The 12,393-nt window shown below is 52.4% G+C and carries 13 protein-coding genes; all 13 read right to left on the bottom strand.

The window, feature by feature from the left end; translation table 11 throughout:
* Positions 1-295 precede the first annotated feature (295 nt).
* The 13 genes from ruvB to hisG all read right to left on the bottom strand — a co-directional run bounded on the left by ruvB (position 296) and on the right by hisG (position 12,372).
* Positions 296-1,300: a Holliday junction branch migration DNA helicase RuvB gene (ruvB, locus tag CAG65_RS12900; protein WP_021703738.1), complete on the bottom strand. Its 1,005-nt coding sequence runs from the start codon at positions 1,298-1,300 to the stop codon at positions 296-298.
* Between the two features lie 23 nt (positions 1,301-1,323).
* Positions 1,324-1,941, bottom strand: a complete 618-nt coding sequence (gene ruvA / locus CAG65_RS12905; RefSeq protein ID WP_021703739.1) for a Holliday junction branch migration protein RuvA — start codon at positions 1,939-1,941, stop codon at positions 1,324-1,326.
* Between the two features lie 88 nt (positions 1,942-2,029).
* Positions 2,030-3,481 (bottom strand): methyl-accepting chemotaxis protein, encoded by a 1,452-nt coding sequence (locus CAG65_RS12910; RefSeq protein ID WP_443098397.1) that lies wholly within the window; start codon positions 3,479-3,481, stop codon positions 2,030-2,032.
* A 108-nt stretch (positions 3,482-3,589) separates the two neighbouring features.
* Positions 3,590-4,111, bottom strand: coding sequence for a crossover junction endodeoxyribonuclease RuvC (gene ruvC / locus CAG65_RS12915; RefSeq protein ID WP_021703741.1), 522 nt, complete (start codon positions 4,109-4,111; stop codon positions 3,590-3,592).
* A gap of 226 nt (positions 4,112-4,337) precedes the next feature.
* Positions 4,338-5,081, bottom strand: a complete 744-nt coding sequence (locus CAG65_RS12920; protein ID WP_161453921.1) for a YebC/PmpR family DNA-binding transcriptional regulator — start codon at positions 5,079-5,081, stop codon at positions 4,338-4,340.
* A 120-nt stretch (positions 5,082-5,201) separates the two neighbouring features.
* A complete protein-coding gene (hisIE, locus tag CAG65_RS12925; protein ID WP_161453922.1) occupies positions 5,202-5,837 on the bottom strand; it encodes a bifunctional phosphoribosyl-AMP cyclohydrolase/phosphoribosyl-ATP diphosphatase HisIE in 636 nt (211 codons plus the stop codon).
* Entirely contained in the window at positions 5,834-6,607 is a 774-nt protein-coding gene (hisF, locus tag CAG65_RS12930; protein WP_161453923.1) for an imidazole glycerol phosphate synthase subunit HisF, read from the bottom strand. The genes hisIE and hisF overlap by 4 nt, the downstream gene beginning before the upstream one ends.
* Entirely contained in the window at positions 6,589-7,326 is a 738-nt protein-coding gene (gene hisA / locus CAG65_RS12935; protein WP_161453924.1) for a 1-(5-phosphoribosyl)-5-[(5-phosphoribosylamino)methylideneamino]imidazole-4-carboxamide isomerase, read from the bottom strand. The genes hisF and hisA overlap by 19 nt, the downstream gene beginning before the upstream one ends.
* 15 nt (positions 7,327-7,341) lie before the next feature.
* Positions 7,342-7,956 carry an imidazole glycerol phosphate synthase subunit HisH gene (hisH, locus tag CAG65_RS12940; protein WP_021704087.1) on the bottom strand — a complete coding sequence of 205 codons (615 nt, stop codon included), beginning with the start codon at positions 7,954-7,956 and terminating at the stop codon, positions 7,342-7,344.
* Positions 7,956-9,029: a bifunctional histidinol-phosphatase/imidazoleglycerol-phosphate dehydratase HisB gene (gene hisB / locus CAG65_RS12945; RefSeq protein ID WP_161453925.1), complete on the bottom strand. Its 1,074-nt coding sequence runs from the start codon at positions 9,027-9,029 to the stop codon at positions 7,956-7,958. The genes hisH and hisB overlap by 1 nt, the downstream gene beginning before the upstream one ends.
* Positions 9,030-9,115: 86 nt before the next feature.
* Positions 9,116-10,171 carry a histidinol-phosphate transaminase gene (hisC, locus tag CAG65_RS12950; RefSeq protein ID WP_161453926.1) on the bottom strand — a complete coding sequence of 352 codons (1,056 nt, stop codon included), beginning with the start codon at positions 10,169-10,171 and terminating at the stop codon, positions 9,116-9,118.
* Complete coding sequence (hisD, locus tag CAG65_RS12955; RefSeq protein ID WP_161453927.1) at positions 10,171-11,469, bottom strand: histidinol dehydrogenase; 1,299 nt, start codon at positions 11,467-11,469, stop codon at positions 10,171-10,173. The genes hisC and hisD overlap by 1 nt, the downstream gene beginning before the upstream one ends.
* A 6-nt stretch (positions 11,470-11,475) precedes the next feature.
* A complete protein-coding gene (hisG, locus tag CAG65_RS12960; protein WP_161453928.1) occupies positions 11,476-12,372 on the bottom strand; it encodes an ATP phosphoribosyltransferase in 897 nt (298 codons plus the stop codon).
* Positions 12,373-12,393: the final 21 nt, after the last annotated feature.

Raw genomic sequence — 12,393 nt, forward strand, 5'->3', positions numbered from 1 at the left:
ATTACTGCTAAAAACAACTTGTTTCAAAAGGTTTATGGGCGAAAAACGCTTTGATTTAGGTCAAGTTTTCGCTCTCATTTTTGACTAAAAAACAGACAAATTGATTTCAATCAAGCCAATTTGAATTTTGATGTTGCATTTCAGTGATCCACAGCAAGTTATCGGAATTGTTGATAAACATCTCCATAACAACCCACCATAGATCATTACGCCCTAAGGGTTATACGAGTTTGCGGTTTAGTGAGCTTGGTCACACTAAATAAAAAGCCGAACTGTGAAGTTCGGCTTGGTAAACTTATTTTTCAATTCCGAAGTGGAGGTAAGCCCTGTCGGTAGCGATTCGCCCTCTTGGCGTGCGCTGCAGGTAACCCTGCTGGATCAGATACGGTTCGAGTACGTCTTCTATCGTGTCACGCTCTTCACCTATGGCGGCAGCCATGTTGTCGATGCCCACCGGTCCGCCACCAAATTTCTCCATGATGGCCAACAGCAACTTGCGGTCCATGTAGTCAAAACCCTGATGGTCAACATCCAGCATGTTCAGCGCTTTGTCGGCGATATCGGGACAAATATGGCCATTGCCTTTCACTTCCGCGTAATCACGGACACGGCGCAGTAAGCGGTTGGCGATACGTGGCGTACCACGGGCACGACGCGCCACCTCCAGTGCCCCTTCCGGGTCAATCGACAGGCTCAAACACTCGGCACTGCGCTGCACAATATGCTGCAAGTCGGGGATTTTGTAATACTCAAGACGCTGCGTAATGCCAAAACGGTCTCGCAGCGGTGATGTCAGCGATCCCGCTCTGGTCGTCGCCCCAATCAGGGTGAACGGCGGCAGATCAATTTTGATTGAACGCGCGGCCGGGCCTTCCCCGATCATGATGTCCAGTTGGTAATCTTCCATCGCCGGATACAGCACTTCTTCAACCATCGGACTAAGACGATGAATTTCATCGATGAACAGAACGTCATTTTCTTCGAGGTTGGTCAAAAGCGCAGCCAGATCACCGGCTTTTTCCAATACTGGCCCCGAGGTGGTACGGATATTCACCCCCATTTCGTTAGCAACAATATTGGCCAACGTGGTTTTACCTAGGCCCGGCGGACCAAATATCAACAGGTGGTCAAGCGCTTCCTCACGCAGCTGCGCGGCTTTGATGAAAATTTCCATCTGGTCGCGGACGTGATCTTGCCCCTGGTAGTCTTCCAGCTTTTTCGGTCGAATCGCTCGGTCGATCACGTCTTCGTCTTTAAATGCCGGATTTTCCGGGGCAATCAGGCGATCAGCTTCAATCATAACGGGCCTCCTGACTTATCCACTTAAACCATCGACTTGAGGGCGTCGCGGATCAGCGCTTCGCTGCTCATCCCTGGCTGGGCAATCTGAGCCACCACTTTGGACGCCTGAGTCGGTTTGTAACCCAGCGCCAGCAGTGCGCTGATGGCTTCTTCTTCCGCTTCTTGTTGCTCAGACACTGGCGCAGAATCGACTGGCGCCGCATCCGTTGCCGGGGTAAACAGATCGCCAGCCCCCCATCCTTTCAGACGGTCTTTCATTTCCACCACCAATCGCTCGGCAGTCTTCTTACCCACACCGGGTAATTTCACCAAGGTGGAAATATCTTCACGCTCGACACAGGCCACAAACTGGCTGGCGGTCATACCGGACAAAATGCCCAGCCCCAGTTTCGGACCAACACCGTTGGCTTTGATGACTTCACGAAACAGTGCGCGCTCTTTCACGGTGTTAAAACCATACAACAACTGAGCGTCTTCACGGACAACAAAATGAGTGTAGATGACGGCTTCTTCTCCGGTATTCGGCAGCTCGTAAAAGCAGCTCATCGGCATTTGTACTTCATAGCCGACGCCATTCACTTCTATCAGCAGTTCCGGGGGTTGTTTTTCGATCAATGTGCCTCGAAGACGTCCAATCACGTTGTGTTCTCTTGTTGGAAGGAAATTTGAGACAGGATAATAAAGAACTGGATACACATCCAGTTCTTTGTGCAGATTTGTCGTCGCTTCAGGCCTGTGATACCACTCGATCCAAATTGTGCGTCAGGCGGCGAACATCATCCACTTGTTGATGCAGTTTCTCCCCTTGTCTGGCCACAACCGTTGCCACGCTTTTGGTGTCGTTGACCCCACGAGCAACGTCACTGCTGGCCAGATCGAGTTCCTGGAGTGAACTCATCTGTTGCCCCATCACCGTCACCAATTGTTCGACCTCACCCGAAATGCCTGTTACCTGAGTAATGATCGCGTTCATCTGTCCGGCACTGGCCTGCATCACTTTTTGTCCTTGTTCGACATCCTGCTCACTACTGTCGAGCAACTGACGGATCTCAATCGCTGACTGACTGCTTTTCGCCGACAACTCACGCACCTGCTCCGCCACCACAGCAAACCCTCGCCCCTGCTCTCCTGCCCGCGCCGCTTCGATCGCCGCATTCAATGCCAGCAAGTTGGTCTGCTCCGCCACTGAAGTAATTAAGTCGGCCACTTTCATGATGTCCTGGTGGCTGGTCATGATCTTGTCCATTGCCGCGGTGGAGGCATCAAGCAGTTGGCTGCTTTTACCGGCCTGTTGGCCCACCTGCTCACTTTGCCGCTTCAGCGCCTGAACAAAACGCGATGACTCCCCCACTGTTTCAGAGAGCAGATGCACCTGCTGGCTCATCTGTTCTGCCGCACTCGCCTGCGATTCACAGTTCTGATTGAGTTGAGTCACTTGTTGGTCTAATTCCGCCGCCTGAAACTCCAGTTGGCCCGACACATTTCGCAACTGTGCGGCATTGTCGGTGGCCTGATGAAGCATGTGCGCCATTTTCTTTTCTCCGGCGACCACATTCTCCATTGCCTGTTCACTGCTGGCTAAGGCACTTTCCGCTTGGTAAATCGCACGCTCGCGCTGGCGGGCCGTAAAAGCCTGAGCCACCGCAATGACAACCAGAGGTAACATCACACCAGACCAAGTTTCCACCGCCTGGGCCGATGGGCTCAAGAGCAGTTGAGGAAACTCATACCCTTGTTGCCGCGCCGCCGTCATGGCTGCGGCGATCACAGTCACACCAAGGCTCCAGACAATCGCCACCGTACGCGTGCCGGAAAGGAAAAATGCCACGATGAGCAGCGGCACCCAATAGGTCTGAGTCGAATCCACGATGCCGCCACTTTGATAAATGATATTGAGGGCATGCAGTGTCATGCCAACAAACCCGATGTTCAGCGCCAAGCCCGCCCGTCGCGTGACACGCAGCAACATCGCAGAGGCGAGTTCGAGCAGGATGAGTAGAATGGACGTGATGATCAGCGCTTCGTGTTGGTGGCGCGACCATTTCAACAGGCTGTATACGCCCACAAGAAAAGCAATAAAGGTAAACAGGCTGATGATGTCAGCCTGACGTGCTGTCTGGTTATCCCATTGAGGGTCTGCTGGCTGGCAGAAAGCACACCACCAGGATAGCGGGTTGATTGTCATAGTGATACAAAGTTCTGATTAGACCTCCTACCACTTTAGTTATTTAACAAAATGATAACAACAAAGGCGTCGATAACTGCTTGTCAGCTCTCACTTTCCCGGTTAGCGATACCGGCCACGGCGAGCGCTGGTTGCTTTGCCCGCCATCGCCACCAGCGTTTTATTGGTGTTAGCATGACAAATCGCCACGCCCAGTGCATCCGCCGCATCCGCCTGAGGTTTTGCAGGCAGTTTCAACATGTGCTGAACCATGTGCTGAACCTGCGTTTTATCTGCACCACCCGTCCCCACAACCGCCTGCTTAATCAGCCTCGCTGCGTATTCGAAAACTGGCAGGTCCGCATTCACCGCCGCCACAATCGCGCTGCCTCTGGCTTGCCCCAGCTTTAACGCCGAATCGGCATTTTTTGCCATGAAAACCTGTTCGATGGCAAAGACATCCGGCTGAAACTGCGTAATGATCTCGGTTACCCCTGCGTAGATCTGACGCAGACGCCCCGGCAGCTCTTTCTCCGACATGCGGATACAACCGCTACCGAGATACTGAAGATGGCGACCGTTCTGACGGATCACGCCGTATCCGGTAATTCGGGAGCCCGGGTCGATACCCAAGATGATGGACATACTCACTTCCTCTGCCCACTCTCGGGCGCACTGCGTATTATTGGCAGCCTGTTCAGCGCGAACAGGTCATACCGATAAGCATACCAAATTGTGCGTGCAAACAGATCATTTGCAGGTTCAAACGCTTACTTCACCAGCAGCATGATTGATTTCCTATCAACTGACACAGACTGAAACTAAAACAGGTACGCAATGCGTACCTGTTAGTGCTGCATATTCTGATGGCTCAGAGCGCGGCGGCTACCTCATCGGAAATATCGCCGTTGTGATAGACTTCCTGCACGTCATCCAAGTCTTCCAGTGCATCAATCAAACGCAGTAGCTTAGGCGCGGTGTCAGCATCCAGGTCCGCTTTGGTTGACGGAACCAGTGACACTTCCGCGTTCGCCGCCAGAAAGCCCGCCGCATCCAGCGCATCTTTGACCACACCAAACTCTGCGGGTGTGGTGTACACATCAATCGCACCGTCATCAGCAGTTTCGATGTCTTCCGCACCGCTTTCCAACGCCACTTCCATCACCGCGTCTTCATCCAATCCCGGCTCGTAAGAAATCACGCCTTTCTTATCAAACAGGTAATTTACACTGCCATCGGTACCCAGGTTTCCGCCTGCTTTGGAAAACGCGTGACGTACGCCAGAAACCGTTCGGTTGCGATTGTCCGTCATACATTCCACCATGACCGCCGTCCCCCCCGGGCCGTAGCCTTCGTAGATCACGGTTTCCATGTTGTCGTCCCCTTCCCCGCCGGCACCGCGAGACACAGCTCGGTTAATGGTATCCCGGGTCATATTATTGGACAGTGCTTTATCGATAGCCGCACGCAGACGCGGGTTATTTTCCACGTCACCACCACCTTCTTTCGCTGCCACCACAATTTCACGAATCAGTTTGGTGAAGATCTTCCCGCGTTTAGCGTCTTGAGCCGCTTTTCGGTGGCGAATGTTCGCCCATTTACTATGACCAGCCATTGGATTCCTCATTTCTCTTGGGTCAGCATACCCAGATCGTATGCTGAACAAAGTACAACAAAAAAGGCCGTAAGAGCCAAATTCTTACGGCCTGAGAAAACTATATCATAAAGCGCAGCGCTACTTGTGACGCTCTTTGAGTTTGTTGATCACATCATTGAGCGACAGCCCCTGATCCTGCAGCAGCACCAGCAAGTGATAGATCAGATCCGCGGATTCACACACTAGCTCCGCCTTATCACCCGACGTCGCCGCAAGCGCGACTTCAACGCCCTCTTCGCCCACTTTTTGCGAAATACGCTTGGTACCACGGGCGTAAAGACTGGCGGTATAAGAAGAGTCCGGGTCGGCACTCTTGCGGGCAGCCAGTAACTGCTCAAGTTGATGAAGCCACACCATTTGTGACTCCTCTTGTACATCGCCATCCCAGCATGTTGTCGTACCGGTGTGGCAAGTGGGACCAATGGGATTCACTTTGACCAACAAGGTATCGTTGTCACAATCTAGCGCAATGTTTTGCAGACGAAGAAGGTTGCCGGACGTTTCGCCTTTGGTCCACAACCGCCCCTTGGTCCGTGAGAAAAACGTTACTTGACCGGTATCACCAGTTTTGTTTAACGCCTCTTGGTTCATGTAGCCCATCATCAGCACTTGGCTGGACTGAAAGTCTTGTACTATTGCTGGAATCAAACCGTCGATTTTTTCCCAGTCAATACGCTCAGACAGTGCGCTTATTTCTGCGGCTTCAAAACTCATAGTCGCACCTCGATTCCTTGTTGTTTCAAGTACTGTTTCAGCTCACCAATATTGATGACCTGTTTATGGAAGACCGAAGCGGCCAGTGCCCCGTCCACATTGGCTTTTTGGTAAGCCTCAGCAAAGTGCTCCATGGCGCCAGCCCCCCCCGATGCGATCAAAGGTACATGACACACCTCACGCACCATATTTAGCTGCGCGATGTCATAGCCATTGCGCACGCCATCCTGGTTCATCATGTTCAGCACAATTTCGCCTGCGCCGCGGTGTTGCACTTCCTGCACCCAATCGCGCGTTTCCCATTGTGTGGCCTTAGTGCGCGCTTCGTCACCGGTGAACTGGTAGACCTGATATTTGCCCGTGTCTTTGTCGTAATAGGAATCAATGCCCACCACAATACACTGCACGCCAAACTTATCCGCCAGTTCAGTAATTAGCTGCGGGTTTGCCAGTGCTGGTGAGTTGATGGAGACTTTGTCGGCACCAAACTCCAGAATACGCGCCGCATCCTGAGCGGATTTGATGCCACCCGCGACGCAAAACGGAATATCAATCACCTCAGCAACCCGGGAAACCCAGCTCTTATCGACCACGCGACCATCACTCGATGCGGTAATGTCGTAAAACACCAGTTCATCTGCGCCTTCTTCAGCATAGCGCTGGGCCAACGGGACGATGTCACCGATGATTTCGTGATTGCGGAACTGAACGCCTTTCACCACCTGACCATCGCGAACGTCCAGACACGGAATTATGCGTTTTGCCAACATGCAAATGCCTCCTCTGCGGTGAATTTGCCATCCAACAGCGCCCGGCCAACAATGACACCTGCCACACCACTGCCTTTAAGCGCTTCAATATCCGCCAGCGAACCGATGCCGCCCGACGACTGGAATTGCACCTGAGGATATTGTTGGCACAGATCCACGTACAGTTCGACATTGGATCCTGCCAGCGTACCGTCGCGGGAAATGTCAGTACACAACACGTGTTTCAGCCCGACAGTCAGATAATCGTCCAGCAGGGCTTCGATCGTCACGCCGCTGTCTTCCTGCCAGCCCGAGATCGCGACCTTTCGCGTGCCGTCCTGGTCGATATTGATGTCCAACGCCAGCACAATTTTCTCTGCGCCGTATTTTTCCATCCATCCTTTCACTAGAGCGGGTTGTTTCACCGCCGTTGAGCCGACGACCACACGCTGTGCGCCAGCTTCCAGAAGATCAATTACATCCTGTTCGGTGCGGACACCACCACCAATCTGAATATTGGCCGGAGTACTGGCCAGCAGCTTGGCGATCAGATCAAGCTGACGCGCTGAGGTATCTTTAGCCCCAGTCAGATCCACCAGGTGCAACCAATTGGCGCCCGCCTGATGATACAGCGCGAACTGCTGCGCCGGATCCACTTTATACTCGGTCACCTGGCCGTAATCGCCCTGATAAAGGCGAACCACCTGACCTTCAATTAAATCGAGTGCTGGAATAATCACGTACGCATTCCCTTTTTATAATTCCAAGAAGTTTTGAATCAGTTGTGAACCGGCTTTCGACGAGCGCTCCGGGTGGAATTGCACCCCATAGTAATTGCCACTTTGTACGGCCGCAGAAAACGGATTGCCGTAATCACATTGCGCGATGGTGTAGTCGCCCACCGGCATCGCAAAACTGTGTACAAAATAGAAATACTCACCAGATTCGATGCCAGTGAATAGCGGATGCCCTGGCTGCGCTGTCACGGTATTCCACCCCATGTGAGGCAGTGGTAAGTCGCCAGTTTGCATGCGTTTAACCTCACCGTCACACAAACCGAGACATTCAACCAGTTCGTCGGCTTTCTGACCTTTCTCCTGAGACACCTTGCCCAGTAACTGCATGCCCAAACAAATGCCCAGTAGCGGTTTTTCTACCTGTTTCACCAGGGTGATCAGGTCACGCTCTTCGAGGTTTTTCATTGCTTCGCTGGCGGTACCGACACCGGGTAAAAACAGTTTGTCGGCATTCAGCACGACATCCGGGTCTTTCGACACCGTCACCTCATAACCGAGACGCTCAATTGCAAACCGAACCGATGAAACATTAGCGCAACCAGTATCAATGATGACGATCTTTGCAGCGGTCATTACAGCACTCCTTTACTGCTCGGCAGTTCGTTGCCTTCCACTTTAACCGCCTGGCGTAACGTACGTCCAAAGGCTTTAAACAGGCTTTCAATGATATGGTGATCGTTTTCACCCACAGAGGATAAATGCAGTGTGCACGCCAGCGTGTCGGTTAACGAACGAAAGAAGTGGTACACCATTTCAGTCGATAGATCCCCGACTTGTTCGCGGCTGAATTTGGCGTCAAATTTCAGGTAAGGCCGACCAGACAGATCCAACGCACACTGCGCCAGACACTCATCCATCGGCAGACTGAAACCAAAACGGCCGATGCCTCGTTTGTCACCCAGGGCCTCCTTCAGCGCCTGGCCCAAGGCCAACGCCGTGTCTTCGACCGTGTGGTGATCATCTATGTGTAAATCCCCCACCACCTGGCATTTCATCTGAAACCCACCGTGCGTGGCAATTTGGTCCAGCATGTGGTCAAAAAAGCCCAACCCGGTGGAAATCTGGTTGCCGCCCTGCTCATCAAGATTAACCGCGACCTTAATGTCGGTTTCCTTGGTGGTACGTACCACCTCGGCCATACGGGCCTTAACCGTTAACTCTTTTAGGATCTGTGACCAGTTCATGGTTTGAGGGTGGTATTGAATGCCACGAATAGCCATATTTTCAGCCAGTTGCAGGTCAGTGTGACGATCGCCAATCACAACGGACTGCTGAAAGTCGACTTTGCCCCCCTGCAAGTAGTCTTTGACCATGCCCAGCTTAGGTTTGCGGCATGAACAGTTGTCTTCTTCAAAGTGCGGACAAATCAGCACATCGTCAAATTTCACTCCCTGAGAGGTAAAAATATCCATCATCATATTGTGCGGCGCATCGAAATCAGCCTGCGGGTAACTGTCGGTCCCAAGACCGTCTTGGTTGGTAACCATTACCAGACGGTAGCCAGCATCCTGTAACGCCAGCAGACTCGGGATCACGTTCGGTTCCAGCTTCAGCTTATCGAGGCGGTCAACCTGAAAGTCCACTGGCGGCTCTTCTATCAATGTCCCGTCACGGTCGATAAATAAAATCTTCTGTTGTGTGCTCACTCAAACTTCCTTTTTATTCCTGGGCTCCTGCCAACCAGGAGCAATTCAATTCTGTACCGTGTTTTATTTGATTATCTTGGCTACGGTCACATTGCGGATAGGGATAGGTAGTAATTTCGGATAAATGCGACGGTTTTTTCACACTCTTCACGATTCCCAACACTGATGCGCACGCAGTTCTTTATCGGCGAATTACGTAAGATAATGCCGTTGTCCCACGCGGCTTTGAACAAAGCGTCACCATCCGGGAATGTCACCAGCAGATAGTTTCCCCAACCTTCAAATACTTCGACCCCAGCGACCATGGACAGTCCGACTTGCAGATACGCTCGGTTGGCATTCAAATCCAGCACCTGAAACTTAGTGCGAGCCAATCCCGACTCAGAGAGCGCCTGTAACGCAATGTCCGCCACCGGCACAGGCACTGGGTAAGGCGCGATCACCTTCAGCAACACATTGATTAACGATTCATTGGCCAGTGTAAACCCACAACGCAGCCCCGCCAGCGCAAACGCTTTGGACAAAGTGCGCAAAATCGCCAGATTCGAATATTGTTGCAACAAATCCACTGTTGACGCTTCAGGGCAGAAATCAATGTAGGCTTCATCCATCACGACAATCGCTTTGCCTTGCGTCATCTCAAGCAAACGAAGAATGTCATCCCGTTTAACCAGATTACCGGTTGGGTTGTTCGGGCTGCAAACGAACACCAACTTAACATTATCTAAATTGGCTTCTATGTTCTGCAGGTCAAGTTGCCACTCTGGTGTCAACGGCACGGTTTTTCGTTCCACCCCCATGGTTTCCGCACTGATGGCGTACATCCCATAGGTTGGCGGACAAAACAGAATTGCATCCTCCCCCGGCTCACAAAAAGCACGGATCAGCAACTCAATCCCCTCGTCCGCACCGCGTGATGTCAGCACTTGCTCCGGGCGAACCCCCGCGTACGCGGCGTACGCTTCGATCAATGCGGTCGGCTGGCATTCGCTGTAACGGTTTAAGCGAGCGAAATCTGTTTTATATTCATTGTCGAACGGTGATTCGTTAGCGTTAAGCCACACATCCCCGCTACCACCAATACGTCGAGCCGACAGATAAGGCGTCAGTTGTTGCACTTGTTTTCGGGCCAGCCTTTCCATTACGCCTGCTCCTTCTGTAATTTTTCTACTCGGATGGTGACCGCACGTTTGTGCGCGTCTAACCCTTCAGCTTCTGCCATCGCCACCACGGTCGGCGCTAAATTCTGCAACCCTTGCGCAGAGAGTTCTTGAACGGTCATGCGTTTGGAAAAATCGGCCAGTCCTAAGCTGGAATATGTCCGGGTGTAACCGTAGGTCGGCAGAACGTGGTTCGTTCCCGACGCGTAATCTCCCGCCGACTCTGGTGACCAGTCACCCAGGAAAATCGAGCCTGCGTTGTCCAGCAACGGCAGCAACTCACGCGGATTTTTGGTTTGTACAATCAAATGCTCTGGTCCGTAGTAGTTCGAAATCGACACCGCTTGTGTCAGCGATTCCGCAATTATGATCAGGCTGGATGCCAATGCCTTCTGCGCGATCGAGGCGCGAGATAGCGCTTGTAGCTGACGTTTAACCGCGTCCGTTACCTGGTCAGCCAGTACCGGCGATGGTGTCACCAACACCACCTGAGAATCCGGGCCGTGCTCTGCCTGACTCAGCAAATCTGCGGCAATGAAATCAGGATCGGCCGTTTCATCCGCGAGCACCAAAACTTCTGACGGCCCCGCGGGCATATCAATAGCCGCGCCACGAAAATCATTGCTGACCTGGCGCTTCGCTTCCGTGACATAAGCGTTGCCCGGGCCAAAAATTTTATCGACTTTGCTGACCGTTTCACTGCCGTACGCCATGGCCGCAATCGCCTGACCACCCCCAACGTTGTACACTTCATCGATACCACACAAACGAGCAACGTACAGAATTTCATCGGCGATCGGCGGTGGAGAACACAGCACCACTTTACGGCAACCGGCAATTTTGGCCGGAACACCCAGCATCAACACCGTCGATGGCAGTGGCGCACTGCCTCCCGGAATGTATAAGCCCACTTTCTGAATCGGGCGCGTAACCTGTTCGCACACCACGCCGGGTTGGGTTTCTACTTTGATCGGTTGTGGCTTTTGCGCTTTGTGGAACTTAGCGATATTGGCATACGCCTGATCCAGGGCCTGCTTCATAGTGTCGGATAGACGCTCTGCAGCGGCGGCAATCTCCTCAGTCGGAACCCGGATCGACGCCGGAGTGACGTTGTCGAATTTTGCTGTCAGCTCCAACAAAGCTGCGTCGCCGCCTTTACGGACTTGTGCAATCACGTCCGCCACGGCGGCCGTGATGTTAGCCCCCTCTGCGATCGCAGGGCGTTCCAGAATTGAGTCTTGTTGCGACTCACTTAACGATGGCCAGACTACCGTTCTCATGATTCATTACTCCATCATTTTTTCAATTGGCAGAACCAGAATAGAGCTGGCTCCCAGTTCTTTGAGCTGTTCCATGGTTTCCCAGAACAGGTTTTCAGAACTCACCAAATGAACGGCAACTTTTTGTTTTTCCGCAGACAGCGGCAGTACGGTTGGATCCTCGGCACCCGGCAACAATGATTTGATCTGCTCCAGTTTATCGACCGGGGCATGCAGCATGATGTATTTAGACTCTTTGGCCTGAATCACGCCTTGCATACGCGTCAACAGCTTTTCAATCAGTGCCTTTTTATCCGCATCAAATTCGCCCATACGCTGGATCAAAGTCGCTTTCGACTCGAAGATCACTTCCGCTTCTTTAAGGCCATTTGCTTCGAGCGTAGCTCCGGTCGACACCAAGTCGGCAATCGCATCCGCCAGACCAGCACGTGGTGCAACCTCGACGGACCCCGTTAGCATACACGCTGAGTAAGGCACCCCCTGCTTGTCCATGTAGGCTTTAAGTAATTGAGGGTAAGTTGTCGCAATGCGCTTTCCGGCCAGGTCCTGCGGGCCAGTGTACTGCTCGTCTTTATCAATGGCGACGGACAGACGACACCCACCAAAGTCCAGACGACGCAAAGTCACAAATTCACACGGCTCACCCAAGGCTTTGCGATCCAGGCGAACTTCTTCCAGTTCGTTTTCACCGATGAAGCCCAAATCCACCACCCCATCCATGATCAGGCCTGGAATGTCATCATCACGAACCAGCAGCAAATCGATCGGCATATTCAAAGAGTGAACAACCAGACGCTCTCCCATGATGTTGAACTTGACGCCACATTTTTTCAACAGAGCCTGACTCTCTTTGCTCAGGCGGCCCTTTTTCTGGATGGCAATTCTTAGGCGTTGTGTCTGCATTACGTATTCCCTGTGTAAGAT

It is taken from the genome of Vibrio sp. V39_P1S14PM300 (assembly GCF_009904765.1).
Lineage (GTDB): Bacteria > Pseudomonadota > Gammaproteobacteria > Enterobacterales > Vibrionaceae > Vibrio > Vibrio proteolyticus.